26 protein-coding genes and 2 tRNA genes are annotated in these 25,617 nt (G+C 69.9%); 18 read left to right on the top strand and 10 right to left on the bottom strand.

Annotated features, from left to right (window positions below):
* Positions 1 to 66: 66 nt before the first annotated feature.
* The 8 genes from recO to ACIPVB_RS12735 all read left to right on the top strand — a co-directional run bounded on the left by recO (position 67) and on the right by ACIPVB_RS12735 (position 7,696).
* The gene (gene recO, locus ACIPVB_RS12770) at positions 67 to 795 is read left to right on the top strand and encodes a DNA repair protein RecO (RefSeq protein ID WP_400369369.1); all 729 of its coding nucleotides are present in this window, start codon (positions 67 to 69) and stop codon (positions 793 to 795) included.
* Positions 792 to 1,595, top strand: coding sequence for an isoprenyl transferase (locus tag ACIPVB_RS12765; protein ID WP_400369368.1), 804 nt, complete (start codon positions 792 to 794; stop codon positions 1,593 to 1,595). Before recO ends, ACIPVB_RS12765 begins: the two co-directional genes overlap by 4 nt.
* A gap of 49 nt (positions 1,596 to 1,644) precedes the next feature.
* Entirely contained in the window at positions 1,645 to 2,328 is a 684-nt protein-coding gene (locus ACIPVB_RS12760) for a DsbA family protein (RefSeq protein WP_400369367.1), read from the top strand.
* An 81-nt stretch (positions 2,329 to 2,409) separates the two neighbouring features.
* Positions 2,410 to 3,576 carry a tRNA dihydrouridine synthase DusB gene (gene dusB / locus ACIPVB_RS12755; protein ID WP_400369365.1) on the top strand — a complete coding sequence of 389 codons (1,167 nt, stop codon included), beginning with the start codon at positions 2,410 to 2,412 and terminating at the stop codon, positions 3,574 to 3,576.
* Entirely contained in the window at positions 3,569 to 4,900 is a 1,332-nt protein-coding gene (locus tag ACIPVB_RS12750) for a deoxyguanosinetriphosphate triphosphohydrolase (protein ID WP_400369363.1), read from the top strand. Before dusB ends, ACIPVB_RS12750 begins: the two co-directional genes overlap by 8 nt.
* Positions 4,900 to 6,741 carry a DNA primase gene (gene dnaG / locus ACIPVB_RS12745; protein WP_400369362.1) on the top strand — a complete coding sequence of 614 codons (1,842 nt, stop codon included), beginning with the start codon at positions 4,900 to 4,902 and terminating at the stop codon, positions 6,739 to 6,741. The genes ACIPVB_RS12750 and dnaG overlap by 1 nt, the downstream gene beginning before the upstream one ends.
* Positions 6,742 to 6,787: 46 nt before the next feature.
* Positions 6,788 to 7,561 carry an ATP-binding cassette domain-containing protein gene (locus ACIPVB_RS12740; RefSeq protein WP_400369361.1) on the top strand — a complete coding sequence of 258 codons (774 nt, stop codon included), beginning with the start codon at positions 6,788 to 6,790 and terminating at the stop codon, positions 7,559 to 7,561.
* Between the two features lie 62 nt (positions 7,562 to 7,623).
* Positions 7,624 to 7,696 (top strand) — tRNA-Asn (locus ACIPVB_RS12735).
* A gap of 119 nt (positions 7,697 to 7,815) precedes the next feature.
* Here the strand turns inward: ACIPVB_RS12735 and ACIPVB_RS12730 are convergent.
* Positions 7,816 to 9,480 (bottom strand): protein kinase, encoded by a 1,665-nt coding sequence (locus tag ACIPVB_RS12730; protein WP_400369360.1) that lies wholly within the window; start codon positions 9,478 to 9,480, stop codon positions 7,816 to 7,818.
* Positions 9,481 to 9,735: 255 nt separating this feature from the next.
* Between ACIPVB_RS12730 and glsA the strand changes: the two genes are divergently transcribed.
* From glsA to ACIPVB_RS12715, 3 genes are all read left to right on the top strand, one after another.
* Complete coding sequence (gene glsA / locus ACIPVB_RS12725) at positions 9,736 to 10,680, top strand: glutaminase A (RefSeq protein WP_400369359.1); 945 nt, start codon at positions 9,736 to 9,738, stop codon at positions 10,678 to 10,680.
* Between the two features lie 93 nt (positions 10,681 to 10,773).
* Positions 10,774 to 11,148, top strand: a complete 375-nt coding sequence (locus ACIPVB_RS12720; RefSeq protein WP_108320536.1) for a tRNA-dihydrouridine synthase — start codon at positions 10,774 to 10,776, stop codon at positions 11,146 to 11,148.
* Positions 11,148 to 12,452, top strand: coding sequence for a glutathionylspermidine synthase family protein (locus ACIPVB_RS12715; protein ID WP_400369357.1), 1,305 nt, complete (start codon positions 11,148 to 11,150; stop codon positions 12,450 to 12,452). Before ACIPVB_RS12720 ends, ACIPVB_RS12715 begins: the two co-directional genes overlap by 1 nt.
* 50 nt (positions 12,453 to 12,502) lie before the next feature.
* On the opposite strand, the gene def is transcribed toward ACIPVB_RS12715, so the two are convergent.
* Positions 12,503 to 13,069: a peptide deformylase gene (gene def / locus ACIPVB_RS12710; RefSeq protein WP_400369356.1), complete on the bottom strand. Its 567-nt coding sequence runs from the start codon at positions 13,067 to 13,069 to the stop codon at positions 12,503 to 12,505.
* A 41-nt stretch (positions 13,070 to 13,110) separates the two neighbouring features.
* Here def and ACIPVB_RS12705 point away from each other — a divergent pair, with 41 nt between their 5' ends.
* Together ACIPVB_RS12705 and ACIPVB_RS12700 are read left to right on the top strand one after the other, a co-directional pair.
* A complete protein-coding gene (locus ACIPVB_RS12705) occupies positions 13,111 to 14,076 on the top strand; it encodes a DMT family transporter (RefSeq protein ID WP_400369355.1) in 966 nt (321 codons plus the stop codon).
* An 11-nt stretch (positions 14,077 to 14,087) separates the two neighbouring features.
* Positions 14,088 to 15,017, top strand: coding sequence for a methyltransferase family protein (locus ACIPVB_RS12700; RefSeq protein WP_400369354.1), 930 nt, complete (start codon positions 14,088 to 14,090; stop codon positions 15,015 to 15,017).
* An 84-nt stretch (positions 15,018 to 15,101) separates the two neighbouring features.
* Here ACIPVB_RS12700 and ACIPVB_RS12695 read toward each other — a convergent pair whose 3' ends face one another.
* The 6 genes from ACIPVB_RS12695 to ACIPVB_RS12670 all read right to left on the bottom strand — a co-directional run bounded on the left by ACIPVB_RS12695 (position 15,102) and on the right by ACIPVB_RS12670 (position 20,028).
* Positions 15,102 to 15,455 carry a hypothetical protein gene (locus ACIPVB_RS12695; RefSeq protein WP_400369353.1) on the bottom strand — a complete coding sequence of 118 codons (354 nt, stop codon included), beginning with the start codon at positions 15,453 to 15,455 and terminating at the stop codon, positions 15,102 to 15,104.
* Positions 15,456 to 15,694: 239 nt separating this feature from the next.
* Positions 15,695 to 16,144 carry a hypothetical protein gene (locus ACIPVB_RS12690; protein WP_400369352.1) on the bottom strand — a complete coding sequence of 150 codons (450 nt, stop codon included), beginning with the start codon at positions 16,142 to 16,144 and terminating at the stop codon, positions 15,695 to 15,697.
* Between the two features lie 298 nt (positions 16,145 to 16,442).
* Positions 16,443 to 16,808, bottom strand: a complete 366-nt coding sequence (locus tag ACIPVB_RS12685) for a YbaB/EbfC family nucleoid-associated protein (RefSeq protein WP_400369351.1) — start codon at positions 16,806 to 16,808, stop codon at positions 16,443 to 16,445.
* A 4-nt stretch (positions 16,809 to 16,812) separates the two neighbouring features.
* A complete protein-coding gene (locus tag ACIPVB_RS12680) occupies positions 16,813 to 18,255 on the bottom strand; it encodes a hypothetical protein (protein WP_400369349.1) in 1,443 nt (480 codons plus the stop codon).
* A 140-nt stretch (positions 18,256 to 18,395) separates the two neighbouring features.
* On the bottom strand, positions 18,396 to 18,710 hold the full coding sequence (locus tag ACIPVB_RS12675; protein WP_400369347.1) for a hypothetical protein: 315 nt from the start codon (positions 18,708 to 18,710) through the stop codon (positions 18,396 to 18,398).
* Between the two features lie 109 nt (positions 18,711 to 18,819).
* Positions 18,820 to 20,028 carry a glycosyltransferase gene (locus ACIPVB_RS12670; RefSeq protein ID WP_400369346.1) on the bottom strand — a complete coding sequence of 403 codons (1,209 nt, stop codon included), beginning with the start codon at positions 20,026 to 20,028 and terminating at the stop codon, positions 18,820 to 18,822.
* A gap of 40 nt (positions 20,029 to 20,068) precedes the next feature.
* Here ACIPVB_RS12670 and ACIPVB_RS12665 point away from each other — a divergent pair, with 40 nt between their 5' ends.
* The 5 genes from ACIPVB_RS12665 to ACIPVB_RS12645 all read left to right on the top strand — a co-directional run bounded on the left by ACIPVB_RS12665 (position 20,069) and on the right by ACIPVB_RS12645 (position 24,053).
* Positions 20,069 to 21,079 carry an NAD-dependent epimerase/dehydratase family protein gene (locus tag ACIPVB_RS12665; RefSeq protein WP_400369345.1) on the top strand — a complete coding sequence of 337 codons (1,011 nt, stop codon included), beginning with the start codon at positions 20,069 to 20,071 and terminating at the stop codon, positions 21,077 to 21,079.
* On the top strand, positions 21,072 to 21,833 hold the full coding sequence (locus ACIPVB_RS12660) for an MBL fold metallo-hydrolase (protein ID WP_400369343.1): 762 nt from the start codon (positions 21,072 to 21,074) through the stop codon (positions 21,831 to 21,833). The genes ACIPVB_RS12665 and ACIPVB_RS12660 overlap by 8 nt, the downstream gene beginning before the upstream one ends.
* Positions 21,834 to 21,850: 17 nt before the next feature.
* Complete coding sequence (locus tag ACIPVB_RS12655) at positions 21,851 to 22,831, top strand: 3-oxoacyl-ACP synthase III family protein (protein ID WP_400369342.1); 981 nt, start codon at positions 21,851 to 21,853, stop codon at positions 22,829 to 22,831.
* Between the two features lie 183 nt (positions 22,832 to 23,014).
* A tRNA-Ile gene (locus ACIPVB_RS12650) sits at positions 23,015 to 23,088 on the top strand.
* Between the two features lie 98 nt (positions 23,089 to 23,186).
* The gene (locus tag ACIPVB_RS12645) at positions 23,187 to 24,053 is read left to right on the top strand and encodes a zinc-ribbon domain-containing protein (RefSeq protein ID WP_400369340.1); all 867 of its coding nucleotides are present in this window, start codon (positions 23,187 to 23,189) and stop codon (positions 24,051 to 24,053) included.
* A gap of 65 nt (positions 24,054 to 24,118) precedes the next feature.
* Here the strand turns inward: ACIPVB_RS12645 and ACIPVB_RS12640 are convergent, their stop codons facing one another.
* Together ACIPVB_RS12640 and ACIPVB_RS12635 are read right to left on the bottom strand one after the other, a co-directional pair.
* Positions 24,119 to 24,487 carry a hypothetical protein gene (locus tag ACIPVB_RS12640; protein WP_400369339.1) on the bottom strand — a complete coding sequence of 123 codons (369 nt, stop codon included), beginning with the start codon at positions 24,485 to 24,487 and terminating at the stop codon, positions 24,119 to 24,121.
* A gap of 183 nt (positions 24,488 to 24,670) precedes the next feature.
* Entirely contained in the window at positions 24,671 to 25,489 is an 819-nt protein-coding gene (locus ACIPVB_RS12635) for an SDR family oxidoreductase (RefSeq protein WP_400369338.1), read from the bottom strand.
* Positions 25,490 to 25,617: the final 128 nt, after the last annotated feature.

Raw genomic sequence — 25,617 nt, 5'->3', positions numbered from 1 at the left:
TTCCGCGCGGGCGGCGACGGGCGCGGCGCGCAGGCCGCTCACGGCGACGCGGGCCGATAATGGATTGTGCCCACCTACCGCGACGAGGTCGTGGTCCTGCGTACCCACAAGCTCGGGGAGGCGGACCGTATCCTCACCCTGCTCAGCCGCCGCAACGGCAAGATCCGCGCGGTCGCCAAGGGGGTGCGGCGGACCTCGTCGAAATTCGGCTCGCGCCTAGAGCCGTTCATGGTCGCCGACGTGCAGCTGTTCAAGGGGCGCAACCTCGACATCGTGCAGCAGGCCGAGTCGCTCGGCTCGTACGGGGCCGAGATCGTGGCGAACTACGACGTGTACACCACCGCCAGCGCGATGGTCGAGACCGCCGACCGCCTCAACGAGGCCGAGGCCACGCCTCAGCAGTACCTGCTTCTGGTCGGGGGACTGCGTTCACTGGCCCGCGGTGAGCACTCCGAGCGCAGCGTGCTCGACTCGTACCTCCTGCGCGCGATGGCGCTGTCGGGCTGGGCGCCCGGCCTGACCGAGTGCGCCCGCTGCGGCACCGTCGGCGACCATGACTACTTCCTCCCGCAGCTGGGCGGCGTGGTCTGCTCCACCTGCGCCCCGGCGGGCTCGCCGCGTGTCGCGCGTGAGACGGTCGACATGCTCCGCGCCCTCATGGCGGGGGAGTGGGACACCATCGACACGGCCCCCGGGCGCACGACCGCGGCCGCCTCGGGTCTCGTCGCCGCGTACGCGCAGTTCCACCTGGAGCGCGGCATCCGCTCCCTCTCGCACCTGGAGTCGCATCGATGACACCCAAGCCCTTCACGCACCGCGACGCCGTCGCCTACCGGCCCCTCGACTGGACGGGGGAGTACCCGCCGGCCTACCCCAAAGGGGCCGTGCCGGAACACGTCGCGATCGTGATGGACGGCAACGGCCGCTGGGCCAATCGTCAGGGGCTGACCCGCGTCGAGGGGCATCGCGCGGGAGAGGCCGCACTGCTCGATGTCGTCGCCGGCGCCATTCAGGCGGGCGTGAGACATCTCTCGGTCTACGCCTTCTCCACCGAGAACTGGTCGCGCTCACCCGACGAGGTGCGCTTTCTGATGGGGTTCAACCGCGAGGTCCTGCACCGCCGCCGCGATCAGCTCAACGAGTGGGGCGTCCGCATCCGCTGGTCGGGTCGCAAGCCGCGCCTCTGGGGATCGGTCATCAAGGAGCTGCAGCACGCAGAGAAGCTCACCGAGACGAACTCCACGCTGACCTTGACGATGTGCGTCAACTACGGGGGTCGGGTCGAGATCGTGGATGCCATGCGTCGCATCGGCGACGACATCGCCGCCGGCAAGCTCAAGCCGTCCGCCGTCACCGAGAAGCTGATCCGCAAGAACCTGTATCAGCCCGACATGCCCGACGTCGATCTGTTCGTCCGCTCGAGCGGCGAGCAGCGCACCTCCAACTTCCTGCTGTGGGAGTCGGCGTACGCCGAGATGGTCTTCCTCGACACGCTGTGGCCCGACTTCCGTCGGACGCACCTATGGGACGCGATCGGGCTGTACCTCTCGCGCGACCGTCGCTTCGGCGGCGCGATCGACACCCCCACCGCCTGACGGATGCCGTCAGCGGAATAGATCACGGACCGGAAGGGTTGCACGCGATATGACGGATGCCATCAAGATCGACGTGTGGAGTGACATCGCCTGCCCCTGGTGCTACATCGGCAAGCGCAACCTCGAGAACGGTCTGGCCGCCACGGCCGCCGACGACGACGCCCCGGTCGTCGAGATCGAGTACCACTCGTTCGAGCTGTCTCCCGACACCCCCGAGGACTTTGACGGGGGAGAGGTCGACTACCTCTCGCAGCACAAGGGCATCTCGCCCGAGTCCGCGCGAGAGATGCTCGACCGCGTCACCGGCGTCGCCGCCGACGCCGGTCTCGCCTATCGGTTCGACATCCTCAAGCACACGAACACCGTGAAGGCGCACGAACTGCTGCACTTCGCGAAAGAGAACGGCAAGCAGCTCGAGCTCGCCGAGATCCTCATGTCCGCGTACTTCCTCGAGGGAAAGCACGTCGGCCGTGATGACGACCTCGTCGCCCTGGCGGTCGAGGCCGGTCTCGACGAGGATGCCGCTCGCGAGGCGCTCTCGTCGCAGCGCTTCCGCGCCGCCGTCCGGGCCGATCAGGAACAGGCCCGTCAGTTCGGCATCTCGGGCGTGCCCTTCTTCGTCATCGACGGCAAGTACGGCGTCAGCGGCGCCCAGCCGGTCGAAGCCTTCACCCAGATCGCCCGTCAGGTCTGGGGCGAGAGGCGCGAGTCCGTGGAGACCGCCGACGCGTGACCTCTCCTGCACACCCGGTGCCCGTCCTCGATCCGTCGATGGCGGGCACCGCCGCGTACGACCGTCTGGGAGAATGAGACAGTGAACACGGCAACGGCTCCGGCGCGGACGCTCCGCATCGGCAACATCGAACTCGACGCTCCCGTCGTGCTCGCCCCCATGGCCGGCATCACGAACACGGCGTTCCGACGGCTGTGTCGCGAATACGGTGCCGGACTCTACGTGAGCGAGATGATCACGACACGTGCTCTGGTGGAGCGAAACGACACCACGATGCGGTTGATCCGGCATCACGAGTCCGAGACCCCGCGCTCGATCCAGCTCTACGGCGTCGACCCCGCGACCGTCGAGGCGGCCGTGCAGATGATCGTCGACGAAGACCACGCCGACCACATCGACCTCAACTTCGGTTGCCCGGTCCCCAAAGTGACCCGGCGCGGCGGCGGCGCGGCCCTGCCGTGGAAGACGTCGTTGTTCCGCGAGATCGTGGAACGCGCCGTGAACGCCGCGGGCGACAAGCCCCTGACGATCAAGATGCGCAAGGGCATCGACGCCGATCACCTGACCTACCTCGAGGCCGGTCGCATCGCCGAGGGGGCGGGGGTGGCATCCATCGCCCTGCACGCCCGGACGGCGGGCGAGTTCTACTCGGGCCACGCCGACTGGGCCGCGATCACGAAGCTGAAAGAGACCGTCACGAGTGTGCCGGTGCTCGGCAACGGCGACATCTGGTCGGCCGACGACGCCGTCCGCATGATGGACGAGACCGGCTGCGACGGCGTCGTCGTCGGTCGCGGCTGTCTCGGGCGCCCGTGGCTCTTCGGCGACCTGGCGCGTGCGCTCGGCGGCCCGGGTGCCGCCCATGGCGAGCCCGTCGACGCCACGCTCGGTTTCGTGGCGCGCGCCTTCCGCCGGCACGCCGAGCTGCTCGTGGAGTTCTTCGACGACGAGGGCCGCGGATGCCGTGACATCCGCAAGCACGTCGCCTGGTACTTCAAGGGGTATCCGGTCGGCGGCGAGCTGCGGGCGAGCCTCGCGACCGCCTCGACGCTCGACGAGATCGACGAGCTCCTGGCCACCATGGAGCTGGAGGCCCCCTATCCCGGCGCTGCCGCCGAGGGTCAGCGCGGCCGCGCCGGCACGCCCAAGCGCCCGGCGCTGCCCGACGGCTGGCTCGACTCCCGCGAGATCGGCCACGACGCCGGTCGTGCCCTCGCCGACGCGGAGCTGCACCACAGTGGTGGGTGAGGCGTCGGCGTCGGCCGCCCGCCCGGCCGGCTACGACGACGAGGACGCCGGCCGTTTCCACGTCGAGCGCCACCGTTCCCAGCGCGACGATTTCGCGCGCGACCGCGCCCGTGTGCTGCACTCGGCCGCCCTGCGTCGCCTGGCGGCCAAGACGCAGGTGCTCAGCCCGGCCAGCCCCGCCGACTTCGCCCGCAACCGTCTGACGCACTCCCTCGAGGTCGCGCAGGTCGGACGCGAGCTCGCGACCGCGTTGCAGCTGTCGCCGGACGTCGTCGACACCGCGTGCCTGAGCCACGACCTGGGTCACCCGCCGTTTGGGCACAACGGGGAACGGGCGCTCAACGAGTGGGCGGACGACATCGGCGGGTTCGAGGGCAACGCGCAGACGCTGCGCATCCTCACGCGTCTCGAGCCGAAGACCTTCGGAGCCGACGGTGCTCCGTTCGGGCTCAATCTCACCCGCGCGAGCCTGGACGCCACGTGCAAGTACCCGTGGACCGTCGACGAGCCGGTCCCCGATCCGGGCGGCCGCCTGAAGTTCGGCGTGTACCCCGACGACGAGCCGGTCTTCCACTGGATGCGCGGGGAAGCCCCGGCCCGCCAGCGCTGCATCGAGGCGGAGGTCATGGACCTCTCGGACGACATCGCCTACTCGGTGCACGACTTCGAGGACGCGGTGGTCAACCGCTACGTCGATCCGGCCCGCCTCGCCTCCCGCGTCGGTCGTGAGGGGCTGCTCGACGCGATCCAGCGCTGGGTCGGCTACGACTTCGTGCGCGACGACCTCGCCGCCGGTCTCGAGCGGCTCATGGCGATGCCCGAGTGGATCCACTCCTTCGACGGCACGCGACCCGCTCTCGCCCGACTGAAGAACCTCACGTCCGACCTGATCGGTCGCTTCGCCCGCGCCGCCACGGCCGCGACCCGAGAGGCACATCCCGCCGACGCGCTCACGCGCTATCGCGCCCACGTGATCGTCCCGGCCGAGGTCGAGGTCGAGATGGCGGTGCTGAAGGGCATCATCGGCGCGACGGTGGTGTCGATCGACGGCCGCAAGGTGCTCTACCGCGAGCAGCGGCACGTGCTGAAGCGGTTGGCATCCGCCCTGTGGGAGAACCCGGGAGCGCTCGATGACCTGCACGGCCCCGATTTCGCCGCCGCCGTCGATGACACCGCGCGTCGCCGCGTCGTGGTCGACCAGGTCGCCAGCCTCACCGACCAACTCGCCATCGCCTGGCACGGTCGTCTGGTCGGCGAGGTGGATGCCGCCGAGCTCGGCGTCTGGGCTCCCGGGGCGCGGTCGTCGCGCGGGGCGGATGCCTGATGGCGGGACGCATCCGTCAGGCCGACGTCGACGAGGTCAAGGCCCGGGTGAACATCGCCGACGTCATCGGTGAGCGCGTCGCGCTGAAACCCGCCGGCGTGGGGTCGATGAAGGGACTGTGCCCCTTCCACGACGAGCGCAGCCCGAGCTTCAACGTGCGGCCGCAGGTCGGGTACTACCACTGCTTCGGCTGCGGGGAATCCGGAGACGTGTACTCGTTCCTGCGCGCGATGGACCACGTCTCGTTCACCGAGGCGGTGGAGCGCATGGCGGCGCGGGTGGGCTACACCCTGCACTATGAGGACGGGGGAGCAGCTCCCGAGACGTCGGGACGTTCGCGCCTGTACGCTGCGAACGCCGCCGCCGCCGAGTTCTTCCGCGCGCAGCTGATGACCCCCGAGGCCGAGACGGGCCGGCGCTTCCTGGGCGATCGGGGATTCGACGCCGGGGCGGCGGCGCACTTCGGCGTCGGATACGCCCCCAAAGGGTGGTCGCACCTGCTCGACCACCTGACCGCGCAGAAGTTCTCGCGAGAGGAGCTGCTGCAGTCCGGGCTGGTCTCCCAGGGCCAGCGCGGCGTCTACGACCGTTTCCGCGGTCGCCTGGTGTGGCCCATCCGCGACATCACCGGGCAGGTCATCGGCTTCGGCGCGCGCAAGCTCTACGACGACGACCAGGGCCCCAAGTACCTCAACACCCCCGAGACGCCGCTCTACAAGAAGACGCAGGTGCTCTACGGACTCGATCTGGCCAAGCGCGACATCTCACGCTCGCACCGCGTCGTCGTGGTCGAGGGGTACACCGACGTCATGGCGTGCCACCTGGCGGGGATCACCACGGCGATCGCGTCGTGCGGCACGGCTTTCGGCAGCGATCACATCACGGTCCTGCGTCGCGTGATGGGCGACGACAGTGCCTCGGGAGAGGTCGTCTTCACCTTCGACCCCGACGCGGCGGGGCAGAAGGCGGCCCTGCGCGCCTTCGCCGACGAGAAGCGCTTCGCCGCCCAGACCTATGTCGCCGTCGCCCCCGAGGGCCTCGACCCCTGCGACCTGCGGCTGCAGCGCGGCGACGGCGCCGTCCGGGCGCTGATGGATGCCAAGGCCCCGATGTTCGAGTTCGTCATCGACCAGCGGCTGAAGGACTTCAACCTGTCCAGTGTCGAAGGTCGCGCCGGCGCACTGCACGCGGCCGCGCCCATCGTCGCCGACATCCGCGACCCTGCCCTGCGACCCGGCTACGTCCGGGTGCTCGCGCGGCGCCTCGGGCTCGACATCCCCGAGGTGCAGTCCGCCGTCGAGCGCGCCGCGCGCGGCGCCGACCGCGCCGAGAGGCGCGAGGCCCAGCGCTCGGCCGAGCCGGCCCCGATCGCCGTATCGGTCACCATGGCATCCCTTCCCCACAACCGCGACGTGGCGCTCGAGCGGGGGGCGATGATGGCCTTCCTGCAGTACGGGCACCGCATCGACCCCGACATCTTCCTGCGGGCCCTGCAGACGCCGTTCGGCCATCCGGCCCTCGAGGCGGTGCGCAGTGCCCTGGCCGCGACCGACCTGTCGCAGGCCGGCTGGGCGGTGACCGCCGTCGAGGCGGTGCGCGAGCCCTTCCGATCGTTGGCGGCCGAGCTGCTGACGGCCGAGTTCCCCGCGCGTACCGAAGAGGGCGCCGTCGCCTCGGCGAACGATCTCGCCCGCGGCCTGCTCGTGCGCGAACTGCAACGTGAGAAGGACGAATTGCTGCGCGGCATCCAGCGGGTTCCGCCCGAGAGCGAAGAGGGGCGCCGACTGCGCCTGCGGCTGCGCGAACTGGATGCCGACCGCCAGCGTCTCGTCGTCAGCTGAGCCCGGTCGACTGGTGCGAGAGCGCGCGGTGGGTGAGGATGAGGGAATGCCCCGGCCCCTCGACACCGACGTCGCCCTCCGCACCGACGACCTCTCGCTCGCCCGCAACGGCGTGCGGGTCATCGACGGGATCACCGTCACGCTCCCGGCGGGACGGACCCTGGTGGTCCGCGGGGCGACCGGGTCGGGCAAGACCTCGCTGGTGTCGCTGCTGGCCGGTCATCCCGATGACGGTCTGACCGTGGTCGGCGGCGATGCACGGGTGCACGGCATCTCGGCACGGCGCCCGGGCCGCGCCCGACGCGAATGGCTGTTCCACACGGGCTACCTGCCGCAGGGGGCCGGCGCGTCGCTGCCGTCGCGCCTGACCGTGCACGATGTGATCTCGGAGCCCATCACCAGCCGCGATCGCAAGGTCAACCCGCGTGCGCTCGCGGTGCGGGTCGCCACGCTGCTCGACGAGATGGAACTGCCGCTGGGCACGGCTCCGAAGTACCCCTACGAGCTCAGCGCCGGTATGCGGCAGCGCGTCGCGCTGGCGCGCGCGCTCGTGCTCGAGCCGCGCCTGCTCGTCGCCGACGACCTCTATGCCAATCTCGACCTCGAGGTGCGGGCCGCGGCGAGAGCGGCCCTGACCCGCCGACGTGACGAGCGGGGGATGGCCGCGCTCATCGTCACGAACGACGCCGACGCGGCACGGGAGTTGGATGCCGATGTACTCGTGCTGCACGCGGGGCACGCCATCGGACTCGGCCACGGCGATCGTGCGGTGCAGTGGACGCCCGACGGCACGCCCGAGCGTCGCCTTTCGGCGCCCTGATTTCTTCGTGACGCGCGCATCCTGTTAGTATCGTGGGGTTGCCCGCCGCGAGGTGAGCATGATCCTCGGTAGCTCAATTGGCAGAGCAATCGGCTGTTAACCGATAGGTTCTTGGTTCGAGTCCAAGCCGGGGAGCCGCAGAAGGCCCGTCTCGTTCGAGACGGGCCTTCGTCGTTGTCGGATGAAGCGCGGTGTCGAGGCCGTCCGCCGGGACGCGACGTGGTCGCGGCCGTCCGTGCCCGCGCCCGGACCGATCAGCGTCCGCTCGCGCTCGTCCCCGGCCGCAGCACCGGCCCCTCGCCGCGGATGGCCCCCGGCATCGTCGGCTCCGGGGCCGACCCGCCCTCACCCGGGAGCACTCCGTCGTCCGGACGGGGATCGGGGTCGGGATCGGCATCGGTATCCGGCGTCGGAGACGGGGTGATCGAGGGTTCGACGACAGGAGTGGGTCCGGGGGTGACGTCGACCGCGGGATCGGACGGGCGGCCCGATGCGGGCTGCGGTTCGCCGACCGGGGGCGTGGCGCGCGCGGACAGAGTGGGCGCCGCCGGCGTCGAGGGCACGGGCCCCTCGTCGACCCGACCCCGCGGAGACGGGGCGGGATCGGCATCCGTCGACGAGACCGGCGCCACGGCGGACGTCGGAGCCGGGGCGGGCGTGGAACGCTCGGCGAGGGCCGGCGACGGGCTCGACGCGGGGAGGGGCGGGCGGTCCGTGGTCGCGCCCCCCGCCGCGCCCAACGAGAACGCCAGCAGGTGACCGCCGACCACCACAACGGCGGCCGAAGCCGCGGTCGCCCAGATGACGCGGCGGCCGCGCAGAGTCCTGCGCCGCGATTTTCCCGCGCGCGAGACGGATGCGGCGGCTCTTGTCGTCTCGCCTCGCGAGCCGCCGGGTTCCGCGACGCCGCGACCCGCGCCGCCCTCTTCCGGGGTCGTCACCGGGGGCTGTGCGGGCGAACCGCCGACCACCGCTGCCCCGCCCGGCGTCGGGGCGGACACCGCGACGCGCGCCCGGACCCGGTCGTCCGCCCAGGGGGTCGTCCGCAGCGGGCGGGTTTCGAGCTCCTCGGAGCCCGGGACGAGGGTCGACGCCCTCCGGGCGACCTCGGAGGCCGACGGGCGGGCATCGGGATCGGGCGCGGTCATCGCCGTCAACAGCGACCGCCATCCGTCGCCGAGGTCGGCGGGAACCTCGGGTCGGCGGGCCGGACGCGACGGCACCCCCTCCCGTGGCGAGTCGGCCCCGAACGAGGGCCGTCGCGTGAGCGCCTCGAGGGCGAGCCGGCCGAGCGCGTAGACGTCGGAGGCCGGACGGGGCGGCTCGCCGCGCAGCTGCTCGGGAGCGAGAGAGGCGGCCGTTCCGACGACCGGGCCCGGCGGGGTCGACTGTGCCGCGTCGACGAGGTGCGCCACGCCGAAGTCGACGAGCACCGCCTCGAACGGCACATCGCGACCGCGGACGGGACGCAGCAGCACGTTCGACGGTTTCACATCACGATGCACGATGCCGGCGGCGTGGACGACGGCGAGGGCACCGGCCAGATCGCCCAGCAGGGCCGCCACCTCACGAGCCGGGACCGGGGCCTCGTCGAGGCGTCGGCGCAGCGAGGGGCCGTCGACCAGTTCCATCACGAGGTAGACGTGATCGCCGGCACCCAGACGCGCGTCGTAGAGGGTGACGAGCGAGGGGTGATCCAGGACCGCCAGATCGCGCGCCTCGGACATCCGCCGGGTCGACGCGGGTTCATCCGCGCCGCCGACCGGGAACACCTTGATCGCCACATCCCGCGCGAGCACCTCGTCGCGGGCGCGGAAGACACGGCCCCTGCCACCGGCACCGATACGCTCGCGCAGGATGTAGCGCCCGCCGAGGATGTCGCCCGTGCGAGGCATCGGCAGGTCGGGAGCGTGGCTCATCGGGTCCTCGGGGGAACAGGCGCCGCCGGGGGCGAGCAGCGGGAGGGATGCCGAGCGGCCACCCCTCTGTCAGAACAGTACGGCGCGGCGGTGCGCGCCGGACCGGGGTGGCGACCGAAGCGCCCGACGCGCATAATGCCCACCGGTCGGCGACACCGCTCCGGCGGTGTCACGCCATCGCACCGAAGCGTCGGACCGAGCGCCGGAAGACGCAATCGCCGGTGGACCCGCCGAGATTCCTGACAGGCTGAGCGGGTGACCCCGCACGCGGCGCCCCCGCACCCCGATCCCTCCCGCTACGACGTCGAGGAGCTGCGCGAACGCGTGCGGCACCACCGGGACGGCCGGGTCGACGACAGCATCCCCGCGCTCGCCGCCGCCGACCCCGACCTCTGCGCGATCGCGATCGCTTTGCCGGACGGCACCGTGCTCGGCAGCACCGAGTCCGACGTGCCCGTGAGCGTGCAGTCGGCGGTCAAACCGTTCCTGTTCGCCCTCGCACTGCTGGACACCGACGGCGCGGCCCTCGACCGGGTCGGCATCGAGCCCACGGGGGAGTCCTTCGACGCGATCGTGCTCGAGAGCGGCACCGGGCGCCCCCCGAACCCCATGGTCAACGCCGGCGCCATCGTCACCGCGTCGCTCGTGGAGGGCGCCGGTCCCCGACAGCGGATGGACCGGATCGCCGCCGGCCTCTCGGCCTTCGCCGGACGCGATCTCGACGTCGACGACGAGGTCGCCCATGACGAGCATCTGCTCGGCGACCGCAACCACGCGCTCGCGCACCTGCTGCGCGCCGAGGGGCAGCTCAGGGCCTCGGCCGACGACGCCGTCGCCGTCTACGCACGGGCCTGCGCCACCCTGGTGGATGCCGAGACCCTCGCGGTCATGGGGGCCACCCTCGCGGGGGGCGGGGTCAACCCCCGGACGGGCGTCCGCGTGGTCCCCGAGCGCGTCGCCCGCGACGTCGTGTCGGTCATGGCGACCTGCGGGATGTACGACGGATCGGGGCGGTGGATGCGGGCGGTCGGCGTCCCGGCCAAGTCGAGCGTTTCGGGCGGTATCGTCCTGGCCGCGCGGGGACGCCTCGGCGCTGCGGTCGTCAGCCCGCCGCTGGACGAGCAGGGCACGAGCGTCCGGGGACGCGTCGCGAGCGAGGCCCTCAGCGACGACCTTGGCCTTCACGCCTTCGCGCGCTGACCCGACGCGGACCGGCTCCCGACGCCCGCGGCCACCGGGGTGTGAGAGCATCGCCGAGGAGCCGACGAACCGGCATCCCCGAGGAGAACCCCCATGCATCCGCACGCGCGCCGCCGCGCCTCCCGCACCGTCACCGTCGGCGTGGTCGCCGCGCTCGCCGCGACGCTCACCGGCTGCGGGCAGGGGACGAACGTCTCCGAGGACTACGCGCAGATCTGCCGCGACAACGCCACCGAGAAGCGTCTGCCCGACGACGACTGCAACAACCACGGCGGGGGAGCCGGGTGGTACTTCCTCCCCCTGGGTACGAGCAGCCGGACGGTCCCCGCCGTCGGTCAGCCCGTATCGGGTGGAACCGACACGCTGCCGTCCGGTCGCACCGCGGCGAAGGGCATCTCGAGCAGCGGCGACAGCGTGTCGCGCGGCGGCTTCGGCGGGTCGGGTTCGGGCGGAGGCTTCGGCGGCTGATGCACCGGATCGAGATGGACCCGCGCCCCGACTGGGAGCGCACGATCAAGCAGTCGGGTCTGATCTACTCGCGTTCCGTTCGCGACGACGGCTCGGCGGTGGAGTACTGGAACGACGGCGCCGCCTACGTCTTCACCCTGCCCGAGGTCGAGCAGCTCGAGCGCGAGACCGAAGAGCTGCACCGCATGAGTCGCGAAGCGGCGCGATACCTCGCCACGGGCGAACTCGGCACCCTCGGACTGCCCCCGCGGGCGTTCGAGTTCGCGCAGTGGTCGCTCGAGCAGGCCGAACCCGACGTCTACGCGCGCTTCGACCTGGCCTACGCCGGAGACGGCTCACCGGCCAAGATGCTCGAGTACAACGCCGACACCCCCACCGGTCTCATCGAGGCGTCGGTGACGCAGTGGATGTGGCTGCAGGACCGTATCGCGAGCGGTGCCGTGCCGGCCGGCACCGACCAGTGGAACGGCCTGCACGAGGCCCTGGTGGCCCGGTGGCGCGCCCTGCTGCACCGCTCGCTGAACGAGGGCGAGGGCGGGCGGTTGTTCGTGGCCCACTCGGATGCCGACACCTACGGCGAGGACTGGGACACCGTCGCCTACATGCGCGACCTCGCCGCCGAGGCCGGGTGGGAGCACACCGGCATCGAGATGAAGGACATCGGTTGGCACCACGGGGCCCGTCAATTCGTGGGCGTCCCCGAGCCGTGGGGCTCGTCCCGCAGCATCGCCGCCCTGCCCGGCGACGAACCCGGCACGCAGTTCCCCGTCATCCGCAACCTCTTCAAGCTCTACCCCTGGGAGGACCTCGTCTCGGGAGAGGACAGGGTCACCGGCGACCAGGAGTTCGGCGCGCTGCTCATCGCCGGCCGCGGACTCTTCGGCCACTGGTACGAGCCGGCGTGGAAGATGCTGCTGTCCAACAAACTCCTGCTCGTCGCCCTGTGGCGCCTGTACCCCGGGCACCCCAACCTGCTGCCGGCCTACGCCGACGGGCCGAACGGCATGAACGACTTCGTCGTCAAGCCCGTCTTCGGCCGCGAGGGCGACGGCATCCGCGTCCACCGCGCCGACGGCACGGTCACCTCGAACGGGCAGGAGTACCGCCGCGAGGGACTCGGACGCGAACGCGTCTGGCAGCAGTACCACGAGCTGCCCGACTTCCTCGGCGCGCGGGGGAGCAACCACCCCGTCCTGGGGTCCTGGATCGTCGACGACGAGGCGTACGGGGTCGGCATCCGCGAGTCCGACGGACCCATCACCGACTACTACTGCCGCTTCACCCCCAACATCATCGAGGGCTGAGCCGGAACGGTTCCGGATGCCGCGCCCCGGCGCCGCACCCGTGACGACGCTCACGCGTCGGTATCGTCGACCCCCGGCATCCACGAGGCTCCGGGCTTGCCCCACTTGCGCTTCTTCGCGATCTTGGCGACGACCCGCGCGTCCTCGTCGTCCAGACGGTCGACGTACAGCACGCCGTCGAGGTGGTCGAACTCGTGCTGCAGGATGCGCGCGCGCCACCCCGTCACCTCGATGCGCACCGCGTGACCGTCGAGGTCGGTGCCGGTGAGCAGCGCCGCCTCGGAACGACGCAGCGGAAAACGCTCGCCGGGGAAGGACAGGCACCCCTCGCTCTCTTCGTCGGGGTCGGGGTAGCCCGGCTCGACCGGGCGGATCCACAGCTCAGGGTTGAGGACGACGCCGCGCCACGGCTGACCCTCGTCGTCCTCGTAGGTGTACGTGAAGATGCGCAGCCCCACACCCACCTGGGGGGCGGCGAGACCGACGCCGGGGGCGGCATCCATCGTCTCGAACATGTCGGCGACGAGCTGACGCACCTCGTCGGTGATCTCATCGACACGGGCGGCGGGGGCGTGCAGCACGGGATCGCCCATGATGCGGATCGGGAGTACGGCCACGCCTCCAGCCTATCCAGCAGCCGTGCGGTTATCGTCGAGGGGTGACTCCGCTCGATGCCACCCTCAGCGACGGAATCGACCAGCTCGTTGGCGTCTTCCGCGACCCGCGCATCCTGCTCGGCATCCCGCTGGCACTGCTCGGTGCCGTGTTCATGTCGTTCGGCGCGCAGTATCAGCACCGCGGCGTGCAGAAGGTCGAACGCCTTTCGGGCGGCAAGACCACCGGCGGCCTCTCGCGCTCGCAGCTGACGTCGCTGCTCACCCGCCCGTCGTGGGTCGCGGGCACGATCATGCTGGGTCTGGCGATCGTGTGCCAGCTGTCGGCGCTGTCAGTGGCTCCGCTCATCCTCGTGCAGCCGCTGGGCGCCATCGCCCTGGTCATCACGACCGTGCTGAACGCCCGGGTCTCGCGGCACAGGCCGACGCGGCAGTCGCTCGTCGCTATCGGTTTGTGCGTGGGCGGCATCCTGGTGTTCGTCACGATCGCGGCGTTCTTCGCCACCGAGCACGTCGTCACCGAACGCGAACTGCTGATCATCCTCGGCATCCTGGTCGCGGTCGTGATCGTGTTCGGCGTGTTCTGGGTCCTCGTCCGCCGTCGCGCACAGGCGCTGTTCTACATCATGGCCGCGGGCGTCATCTACGGCTTCGTCGCGACCCTGGCGAAGGTCGTCATCAGCCGCGCCCAGGCGGGCAACTTCGAGTGGCTGACGCTGCTGTGCCTGGTGGCGCTGCTGGCGGCGGTCGCGGTGGGCGCGTACTTCGTGCAGACCGCGTACTCGGTCGGCCCGCCCGACCTCGTCATCGCCGGGCTCACCGTGATCGACCCGATCGTCGCGGTGCTGATCGGCCTGCTGGTTCTCGGCGAGGCGTCGACGGCCCCCGCGTGGGCGCTCATCGGCTTCGTCATCGCCGGCGCGATCGCGACGTGGGGCGTGGTCCAGTTGACCAAGCACCACCCGCAGATCACCGCTGACGGCAAGCCGGCGAAGCCTCGGGTCCACTGATCGTCCGACCGATGGTCACGCCCGGCGGGGAACGGCTCGCACGCGCGTACTTCGCGCTGCAGGCGGCGGGCGGCGCCGCCTGGTGGGTCGCCGTCTTCGTCGCGGAGCCGGTCCGCGAGGCGACGCTGGGCGAGCTCGATCCAGTCGTGGTCGCCGTCCTCGACATCCCGCTGTTCGTCGTCGCCTCCGCCCTCGCCGCAGCACTCCCGCTCCGCGCGGCGCGCGCATCCGCGACGATCGCGTCGGTGTGGACGCTGATCGTGACGGTCATGCTGGGGCTCTACGCCACCGTGTCGACGCTGGCCGGGGCGGGAGTGGTCCTGATGGTCGCCGCGACCGCGAGTTCGGTCCTCGCCTGGTGCGTGCTGACGTGGGGGCGCGTGCCGACCGCGTGGCTGCTGGTGGGTCCCTTCGCCTTCCGCCCGGCTCGTCCGCGCCGCACGCCGACGGCGCACATCGTGGCGACCGCCGCGCAGATCGTGGTGTTCTGGGGCCTTTTCCTCGTCGTGCTGCCCGTGGTCATCCGGGCTCTGGAGCTGCGATGGCGGGTGGCGCTCGACCTTCCTCCCGGGGTCGTCGTCGCGGGCGCCGTGCTCGTGCTCGCCGCGAGCGCCCTCGGCGTATGGTCGGCGGCGTCGCTCACGACGAAGGGCGACGGCACCCCTCTGCCCTCGGCGATGCCCAATCGTCTCGTCGTCGCCGGTCCGTATCGGTTCGTGCGCAACCCCATGGCGATGGCCGGGATCGCCCAGGGCGTGGGAGTCGGGATGCTGCTGTCGTCGTGGATGGTCGTGGCGTACGCGCTGACCGGTTCGCTGGTGTGGAACTACGCCATCCGCCCGCACGAGGAGGCGGATCTCGCCGCCGCATTCGGCGACGACTATCGTGCCTACGCCCGCGGGGTGCGCTGCTGGGTGCCCCGCCTGCCGGCGCCCCACTGAACGACCGGCCCCAGTGCGGGGCGTTTCCGACAGATCCCGGATGCCGTTGGACCTGCCTTCGCCGGGTGCGATGGCCGCGTCCGCCTACCCTTCGGCGAAAGAGGTCCACTCCTCCGCCACAAGCGTCAACGAATCGCCGTTGAGGGACTTCTGCAGCCTCAGATCCGCCGCCGCGTCGGTGAACGAGACATCGGAGCCCTCTTCGTCGTCGGCGTAGAGGTGGAGGGTGGTCACCCGCATGTCCGCCGCGTTGTCGGCCGTCACCTCGAGAATGCGCTCCAGGGTGTCGGTTCTCACCTCGCGGCCTGCAGGGTCGAGGCCGTCGGCCGTCACCGTCACCGTCACCGTCAGGCTCCCCGCGGAGGAGGGCGTTCTGGCCACGTCCGCGCTGCGTATGCCTCCTTCGGCGGACGGGAGCGCCGCGGACAGCTGGTCCACCTTCTGTTCCGCGCTCGGTCCACTGACACACGCTGATAGGCACAGGATCACGGCACAGGCCACGGTCCCCGCGCTCACCCTCCGCCTGCGGCCATGCCGCCAGCTTCGGCTAGAAGGGAGCACGCGCCGCTCACCGCTTTGCAAGAGTGTCGAGGCGTTCACCGATGAGGGAGAGCGAATCCCCGCGGACAGCCTCGGCAATGCCGAAATCGTCCGCCGCCATGGCGGCAATGCAGGAATTACCATCCCCTGATGGCCCGCAAATCAGATTGCAGCAAGGTGAGAGACGTCCCGTGCACCGCGTCCGTGAGACCGAGCTCGCTTGCTGCTGCAGCGAGCGATACGTCCTGACCCTCCGGGTCTCTCGCGTATAAATCCATGGATCCCAGGCGCATTTCGTCCGTGCCGCGGCCGATGGTTGTGAGGATTGGCCGAAGAGCATCCTGAGACACACTTCTGGATTCCGCAATTGAGGGGTCCAGGGTGATGCGCACGATCATCGTGCTCGAGATCGACGCTGTGTAATCCGCAGTCACCTCACTGATGCCGAGATCCTGGGACTCGAGCTGCGCGGCAAGCTGGTCGGCGCGCTCCTGGCCCGAAGGCCCAAAGCTGACGCAACCGGGGAGCAAACAGATTGCCGCCGCGAGGAGAACCGCTGTTGTCGTCATCCGGGTGTGAGTGCGCATCATTGTCCTAGTGCCCTCGCACCAGCCAGGTCGCAGGTGTCGTAGACCTCGCACAGGTTGCGGATGACATTCGCATTCCTGCCCAGCCGGTCCCTGCGCTGCCTCACCTCAGCGATCGACCGATCGCTCGCGGCCAGTGCTGCCACAGACGCGTCTCCGGATGTGTTCGAGCGAAGCATTTCTACATCCACCGCCAGTTGGCGCAGTACCTCGTCAAGACGGGCGGCCTGCGCCTCAAGGGTCACAGCATGGTCAAGGAGCGGACCAAGTCGCACATCAAGTCTGGGAGCCATCGACGTCAGGCCCCCGTCCGATGAGCCGCGCGCAAGTGTGCGCCAGGAAACGATGTATCTCCAAGCAAACGCGCTGCCTTCTGCGATGCCGCATCGCGCGCAGACCTCTGTGCTTTCGCGATCGTTTCGACCAGAAGATTCTCAAGCGCGCGTATGTCGCTAAGACGTGACGCAAGCTGCACCCTCAAAACGACGCCGTCCGCGTCAGCAGTGACCTCGCACTCTCCGTTGGCGCTTCGGGACGTCGACTCAACGGAACGCAACTCCTCTGCGTCAGCGGCGACTGCGTCCCTCGCTGCCCTGGCCGCTTCGATTTGCGTATCCAAGCGCGATCGAATGGCATCTAGGCGCGCCTCGAGCTCGTCCGTCATGATTTCATTCCCCCGTTCTCGCGACGTAGACCTCTTCGACTTGGCCGTCCAGGAAATTCCAATCATTCTTCAGTCGACCGCCCGAATCGAGGTACCTCCCGAAATCGCGCTCATACGTCGCCGCATTGTGTGTCTGATTCACGTCGGAATCACCGCCCGGATCGGGGAGCACGACCCAGTCAACGTTGGAAGGGACCGTTGCCGTGAGACCGACCGCTGGAGCCCACGGAGTGCCCTTCATGCGCGGATGAAATTCATACGGGGTCTTGTCCAGCTTCGCAACGGGGTCGGAAGCGTGCTCTACCTGCAGCAGGGGCACGCTCGGAGGGATGTTGAAATTGTCTATGGGCGCACCGTTCGTCACCACACCAACGGTCTTGTATGGGAGTGACGTATCCGCTCCGAGATTGCCAGCCATGATCCCGCCCTGACTGAATCCTGACCAAACGACGTCCGAGCCAGGCGGCACCCCGGCATCAGATAGTGCCTGCATAACGGCACGCTCGTATTGCGTTCGAAAGAGCGGGTTGTCCATCAACATCAGTGCGATGTTGCTGTCGAGATCGTTCACCGGCCCCGCATCCGTGAAAGTGTCGGCCCAGTCGCCATCGCTCAGCACGGCCTTGAGTGCGCCCCAGTCGAGAGTCGACGGAAGGTTCACGAGGGTGTAGGTAGTCCCATCTTCGCGGCGAACTCTCGCGACGCTGAGGGCCGTGGACTCAGTACTGCCAATCCCGTCGATGAACTTGTTCCTCGAGATAAGGTCACGCGGTGAGGTAATTTCACCTTGATCCATCAGGTTCTGATACTCCTCTACATTGACTGCGTTGGCAGAGTCGAATTCCGTCACACGCGGTGTGAATCGCAGCAAATCGCCAAGGCCTGTCCCGAGCAGATACCCCGCCACCCCACCGCCGTACATTGCGATGCCCGGCGTGATGCGCCCCAAAATATCCCGCACGAGGGTCAACCCCTCCGCGACGATAGGCGCAAGCTCCTCGAGCAAGCGCCCAAGCTCTCCGAGGGCGTCAAGCAACTGCTCGATCAGATCCCGAGCGAGCACGACGACATCCCACGACGCGTCCGCGAACTCGCGGATTGCGTCGAGCTTGTCGAATGGGTTCAGGGTAAAGCTCGTCAGGGAGTCGGATAGACGTGCGAGGGCGTTGAGCAAGCCGCAGATCGCGTCGCGGCAGGCTGTGACGAGGGTCGAGGCCAGGGTTAAGGCAGATGCTGCAGCTCCCGCCCAGTCCTGCACCTCCGTCAACACTCGAGAGACTTCTTCGTACCGCTGACGCAGTGCTCGAACTGTGCGACCGTCGAGGTCGTCGAGAGCCCGCGCGGCGGACGCGAGGTCGAGTGTCAATTCCGACACCGACGACTCGACCGTTCTCCACTCGGACGACCGCATGGCTATGGCGCCCGGATCGCCCTGCAGCTCATCCATCCACTGAGGCAGCGGCTGTACGTAGGCCACCAACCATCCCGCGAACCCGGGAATGCCATCACACCCCCCACCGGACGAGCGCGACGCACCGGCGGCCCAGGACTCACTGCGCAACTGCGCAGCGACGGCGGCTGCGCTGCTCACGATTCGAACTCCCGCATCACCGCGACAGCTTGCTCCTCGACGTCCTCGAACGACTCTCGTGCGACCTGAACGCCCTTTTGCATCGTCACGATGAGTTCATGCGCATTCGACAGCAGCTGCGCGGTGGTGTTCGCAAGACCGTTTGCTGCCCCGATCACGATGCCCGACGCCAGAAGGCCGAACGCCGTGCTCGGCAGCGGTGCTGCGGCGGCGGAGGCGGCGGCATCCAGGGAATCGCTCACGCGTCCCAGCGTCGACGCCTGTTCCGCCAGGACATCGGTATCGATGATGATGTGCGTTCTTCCCGCCACGCGGCCCCCTCGTGTCAGCTCGGCAACACCCTAACGAATCCCGTGGGCGGCTTCGCGAACCTGGAGCGCGGTGGGGATAACCGGTGAAGGTCGCAAGGAGTGCACGGCGTCAGCGAGCTGATTCGGCGGCGTTCATCGCGGACTCGTACACCTCGAGCACCGGGGCGAGTCGCTGCTCGACCTGCGCGCGTCCACGGATCATGGCCGCGCTGGCGGTCGCGATCGCCGCCGGCTCCCGCAGGAGTCGGTCCACGAGTGCGGTGATCCCCGCGGCATCCGGTGTGTCGGCGAGAAGACCACCGCCCGGAGGCACGACCTCGCTGAGGTCCGGGTCGCAGAAGAGCACGGGAAGACCGGATGCCGCCGCCTCGAGCATCACCATCGGCTGATTGTCGAAGTCGAACGAGCTCGAGACCAGCACGTGGCTGGCCCGCATCGCGTCGAGCACCTCGTGCTGCGACACCGACCCGTGCAGGGTGAGGGGGGCGCCCATCTTCTCGATTGACCGTCGCGAGAGGCCGTCGCCGTAGACGTCCACCGAGACGCCGGGAGCGAAGGATCGCGCTGCATCGGCGAGGACTGCGGGGCGCTTCTCGGGTGACAGTCGACCGACCCACAGCAGACGAAGGGTGTCCCCGGGGGTGAATTGACGTTCGAGCGGCGTGCCGATGCGGTCGAGCACACTCTGCTCGAGCCCGTTCGGAACGACCGAGATGGGCGTCTGCACCCCCTGCTCGAAGAGCTTTCGCGCGAAGTGCGTCGACGGGACGATCACCTGGTCGCTCGCGCGGGACTGAGCGAGCATGAGCCGCCACATGCTCCGCGCCTGCGGGGTGGCGGTGTACGGCGAGTCGGCGCGCACACGAAGACCGCGATGGCTGATATGGCGCGCGTGCAGGGCAGCAAGCAAGGGAACGGTGACCTGGGGGAGGGGAAGGACACTCGCCGTGTAGACATCCACGCGACCGTGCATGGTGTGGACGATGGGAAGCCCCACCTCGCGCGCTGCGCGCACTCCCGCGAGGGCGGCGAACATCTCGGAGTGCGTGTGCACCACGTCGATGCGCCGCTCGGCGAGCTCCCGACGCAGCAGTGCCGCCACGTCGCGCGGCGGCCAGGCGAACGGGTAGCCGTCGGGCCGGAACGTCCGCGACGTCGGCAGCGCGACGATCGACGGATCGTCGCTCGGCCGAGCGAGCGGGCAGAACACCGTCACCTCGACGCCCGCCCGGGTGAGTGCTTCGCGGAGGGACTTGACCGCGGTCTGCACGCCGCCGAGTGTGGGGAGGTAGTAGTCGGTCACCAGGGCGATCCGCATAACCCGAAGCATAGGGGCCGGCGGCCCTAGACTCGGCCGGATGAGGGCTCGCGAAACCGAGGGTGCGACGCCTGACGTGGCGCCTCGAGGAGAGACGGCGCTCGTCACCGGCGCGAGTGGATTCCTCGGCGGGCACGTCGTGCGCGACCTGCGCGCCCACGGTTACGACGTGATCGCGTCGGGCCGGAACGCCGCCGCCCTCCCCGCCGGAGAAACCTTCGTCGGCGACCTCGACCACCTCGCCCGGGTCGATCTCGGCCGCCCCGTGGACGTCGTCGTCCACTGCGCGGCGCTCTCGTCACCGTGGGGTCGCTGGGCCGAGTTCGAGCATGCCAACGTGACCGGCACCGCGCGGGTCCTGGAGTTCGCCCGAAGCGCGGGGGCGCGCCGGCTCGTGCACATCTCGTCGCCGGGGATCTACGCCGCCCCCCGCGACCGGCTCGGCATCCGGGAGGACGACGTCGATCCGCGGCATCCGATGAACGGCTACATCCGCTCGAAGCTCGAAGCGGAGGCCCTGCTGCAGGCGGCGTCCGCGGAGAGCGCGGGGCCCGAGATCGTGATCCTCCGTCCCCGCGGCATCATCGGTCGCGGCGACCCCAGCCTGGTGCCCCGGATCCTGCGCGTGCGCGAGCGGTTCGGCATCCCTCTGATGCGCGGCGGACGAGGAGTCGTCGACCTCACCGCGGTCGAGAACGTCGCGCTGGCGGTGCGGCTCGCGGCCGAGGTGCCGGGCGTGCACGGACAGGCGATCAACATCACGAACGGCGATCCTCGCCCGTTCCGCGCGGTGCTCGAGCAGTTGCTCGGGGAGCTGGGTCTCGAGCCGCGGTACCGGCGGGTACCGACCAGGGTCGTCTACGCGGCGGCGGGATTCCTCGAGGTGGTGTGCGGCCTTCTCCCCGGACATCCGGAGCCGCCCGTCACGCGCTACACCGTCACGACGATCGCCCATTCGCAGACCCTCGACATCTCGCGCGCACGCGATCTTCTCGGGTATCGGCCGATCGTTTCGCTCGACCAGAGTCTCGCGGGGTATGCGCGTGTCTGACCTCACGTACTTCGCCTGCGGCGAGACCTCCCACGACATGAGTCGACTGCTGCGCGGCGCCCGCCGGGAGCGGCGCGTTTTTCCCGCCGGCGCGTTCCTGTACCGATCCGGCTCACGCCGCGTGCTCTTCGACACCGGCTACGCGCCCCCGCCGTGGCGAGCCGGCCCCACCGGGTGGGCGTACCGCAAGATGCTCCCGCCGCGCGTCGGGGCGGGCGACACGATCGCCGAGCAGCTCGACCCCTCCTCGATCACGCACGTCGTCCTGTCGCACCTGCACCCCGACCACATCGGGGGCGTGAGGTTCTTCCCCCATGCGGAATTCATCCTGAGCGAGGGAGTGCGTCGCACTCTCGAGCGACCACGGCTTCGAGACGGGCTTCTCCGTCGGCTGCTGCCGGCGTGGTTCCGGACGGCGACGGTCCTGCCCCTGCCCGAGTTCGAGATCGGTGCGCACGGGCTCCGAACGGCGGACCTCTTCGGCGATGGGACGTACCTGCTCGTGGACCTGCCCGGTCACGCTCGAGGTCATCTCGGTGCCCTCGTCGAGCACGAGGTTCTGCTCGCCGGGGACGCCGCCTGGGGGCGCGACCTTCTCGGCGCGGAGCGCCGCATCCGTCCCCTCCCTCGACTCGTCAGTCACGACATGACCCGGCAGCGCGAAACCGCGCAGAGGCTGCTGGCGGCGGAGCAGGCCGGGCTGCGACTTCTTTTCAGCCATGATCACCATCCGGCCGGGCGGAATCTGCTGTGACGACGAGGGAGACGGCGATGCGGCATCGATCCATCGAGCGGAAGAGTCCCGTGCGGCCGTGCCGGCTGACGGGGTGGGGGACCTACCTCCCCGATCAGATGCTCACGTTCGGAAACCAGACGCGTCACCGCATACCCGACGGCATGTCGCAGCTCGACATGCTCGCCGCCGCAGCCGAGAACGCCCTTCGACGAGCCGGGCTGCGCGCTGACGACATCGACTGCGTGATCGCCGCGTGTGCGGCCGGCGTACAGCCGATCCCCTGCACGGCGGCACTCGTCATGGAACGCGTCGCGCCTCACGCCGGCGCCGCCGCCTTCGACGTCAACTCGACCTGCACGAGCTTCATCACGGCGGTGGACATCGCGTCCCGGTACCTCGCCGCGGGCGACTACGAGCGAGTGCTCATCGTCTCGGGCGACGTCGGCTCCCGATTCCTCGACGCCGGTCACCGTGAGAGCTTCGAGCTCTTCTCCGACGCCGCCGCCGCGATCGTGCTGACGCGAGCAACCGCCGAAGAGGGCGCTGATGACACGCCCGGAGTGCTGGGCAGTCTGCAACGGACGTGGCCCGAGCACGCGCACGACACCGAGCTCCGGGGCGGGCTGTCGCTGCATCCGGCCCAGTCCTACGCCGACGGCGACCCCGCGGACTACGTGTTCTCGATGGACGGGAGGCGTGCGCTGCTGGGCATGCTCGCCGTCCTGCCCGACTTCTTCGCCCGGTTCTTCGACCAGGCGGGGCTCGGTCTCGGGGAGATCGACCTGGTCGTCCCGCATCAGGCGAGCAGGGCGCTCGGCCTCGCGATGCGTCGGATCGGCATCCCGAAAGACGCGTACATCGACCGCGTCGAAGAGTTCGGCAACATGGTGTCTTCTTCGGTGCCGTTCATGCTGGCGACCAGTCTCGACGAGGGACGAATCGGCCCCGGCGACACCGTCCTGCTGTGCGGCACGGCCGCGGGCCTGACGGCGAACGCTCTCGCTCTGCGGCTGTGAAGCCGTCGCGGTCGGCTTGGGATCGTGCCGATCCCGGCTGATGTCGACTTCGCGAAGGGTCGGGTGAACAGAGGCGATCTCCCCTCGCCACCCGTGGTGCCGGATCGCCGCCGTGACTCCGACGTGTGCCCGGGCAGCATGCCGGTGGAGGAGGGCGCACTGCCGGTAAGCTCGACGTCGCACGGGGCGGTGGCCAAGCTGGTCAAGGCAGCGGGCTCATAACCCGACGATCGTGGGTTCAAGTCCCACCCGCCCTACGCGAGACCCCCGACCGGACCACGTCGGCCGGGGGTCCTTCATCAGAGATGCGAGTGACGCGCCGTGGATGTCGGAGGTCGACGTTAGCTTCGTCGCCATGGCGGAACGCGTACAGACCTGGTGGGCTCGACGACAGTGGTCGAAGGGTCGGGACGTGCCTTACGCCGTGGGGGCGTATCGCGCATCGTGGGCGGCGTACCCCGCGCTCGTGCGCCAGTACCACCCCGAGCTGAACGCGGGCATCGCCTTGAGCCAGGTCCCCCCAGCAGCCGACGTTCTGCTGCTCTGGCAGTGCGACACCGGACACCTCTTCGCGGCGACGCCCGAAGAGCAGCGACTCCGCCCCGGCCGGGAGCGCCGCCGCAGCGCGTGGTGCCCCGAGTGCACCGATCAGGCCCGTCCTCGGCGCACGATGGCGCTGCCGATGCGCGCATCGGTCGAGGGACCGTCCGTCGCGGCGGCGGGGATCCTGCGTCCGCGTCACCGGCCGATGGTGCAGCCGCTCTGCGAGAAGACCCCTGAGGTGCCGGTGGGTACCGCCTTCACCTCCTCATGCGCGCCCGCACCCGCCTCCGCCGTCGAGGAACGCATCCGCTCGGATCTTCACGAGCGATTGTCCGTGAGTCGGGGGCTGAATGCCGTGCGGGTCGCGAAGCCGTTCTTCCGACATCTAGAGGTGTGGCCGGACTTCGTCTTCGCCGAGCTCCGCGTGGTCGTCGAGTACGACACCATCGGCCGGCACGGGCTGGAGCATGTCGGTCGGCGCGAGCAAGCGGACCGTCGCAAGGATCGCGCTTTGCGCCTGGCGCGGTGGGAGGTCATCCGGCTGCGCACGGGCGCGCTCGAACCGCTGGGAGCGCACGACCTGCAGATCTCGGCGTGGAGTTCCCGGACGCTGGACCGGCTGGTCGAGACGATGAGGGGCATTCGCGGGCCGCTGCTCGTGGACGCCTACGTTCGTTGAATTCACGGCAAGGCGGAGCTCCGTCGAGCCGCTGCTCTGCCCGGGTGCGCTCGTGCGTCGCGGCGTCAGCGGCGACCCGCCTGGCGGTCCCACTCCAAGGACCGGAACTGCAGGTACGTGCACAGACGCGCCGCGTCCAGCACAACCGAGGCCAGAGCCCCCAGTTCCTGTGCGCTCATCACCACGTCGTCTCCCCGCGCCGGGATCGTCAATTCCCAGAGGGGGTCGTTCCACGAACGCGGTTGCATGTAGACCGAAAGCCTCGACCCCTGTGGTCGCATGATCACCAGACCGGTGTCAGTGCTGTCGTCGCCGTCCTGCGGGGCGACGTCGACGCGGGCCCCGTGCAGACCGGCGGTTCCGGCGTAGTCGTCGACCCACCGTTGGAGGAGGTCCTGGCTGCGCCGCGGGGGAAAGCCGGGTCCGGTGCTCACTCGCTCATCATCCCATCGACGGGCCCGCGCGGGGTGCGGGGGCCCCTTCCCGGCCGCGCTTCGGGTCCGAAGCCGGGAAGGGGCGGGACGACGTGTCGTCCGCTTCGCCAGGTTAGGCGTCGGATCGGCGGTCTTGCGGTGATTGCGCCAATCTTCAGCCCACGTTGCGCTTGCGCGCCTTCGTCACGAGCCGTGCGCTTCCTCCGACACCGGCTGCCACTCGCGCCAAGTCTTCAGACGCGACTCGTAGTCGCGCTCAGCGATGCCGAGAGGCGCCTTGCCGAAGAAGATGCGCAGTGGCGGGTTCTCGGCATCCACCACCTTCAGGATCGCGGAGCGGGTGGCCTCGGGCTTTCCCGGGTCGGCCGCGGAGGGCCGCTTCGACGCGGCCTCGCGCACCTCGGCGTACGCCTCGATCTCGTCGCTGCGCTTCGCCGAGGGGCCCGACCAGTCGGTCGAGTATCCGCCGGGCTCGACGAGGGTGACATGGATGCCGAATCCCTCGACCTCCTGAGCGAGCGACTGCGACAGGCCCTCGAGGGCCCACTTCGAGGCGTGGTAGACGCCCACGGTCGGGAACGCGCTGATGCCGCCGATGCTCGAGACCTGGATGATGTGGCCCGAGCCCTGCGCGCGCATGATGGGCAGCGCCGCCTGGGTGACCCACAGGGCACCGAAGAAGTTGGTCTCGAGCTGCGCTCGCACCTCGTCCTCGGAGAGCTCCTCGACCATGCCGAAGTGGCCGAAGCCGGCGTTGTTGATCACGACGTCGAGGCGCCCGAACCGCTCGTGCGCGGCCTCGACCGCGGCCGTGTCGGCGGCGTGGTCGGTCACGTCGAGCTGCAGGGGCAAGAAGGTGTCGGGGTAGCGGTCCTCGAGCTCCTTGACGTCGTCGAGGTTGCGGGCGGTGCCGGCGACGCTGTCGCCGCGCTCGAGGGCCGCTTCGGCCCACTCACGGCCGAAGCCCTTGGACGCGCCGGTGATGAACCAGATCTTGCTCATGGATGTCCTCCGAAGAGATGAGGGGGGGTGAACAGCGGCGACGGTACGCCGCGCCGTTCCTCCGATCGGACGGCTTGACAGCGCGGAGTCCGACCAGCACCGGCGGGGAAAGCCGCGCTCCACGGGGA

It is taken from the genome of Microbacterium sp. NPDC090007, from assembly GCF_044748345.1.
GTDB lineage: Bacteria > Actinomycetota > Actinomycetes > Actinomycetales > Microbacteriaceae > Microbacterium.
This window is presented reverse-complemented; position numbering and strand designations above follow the sequence as displayed.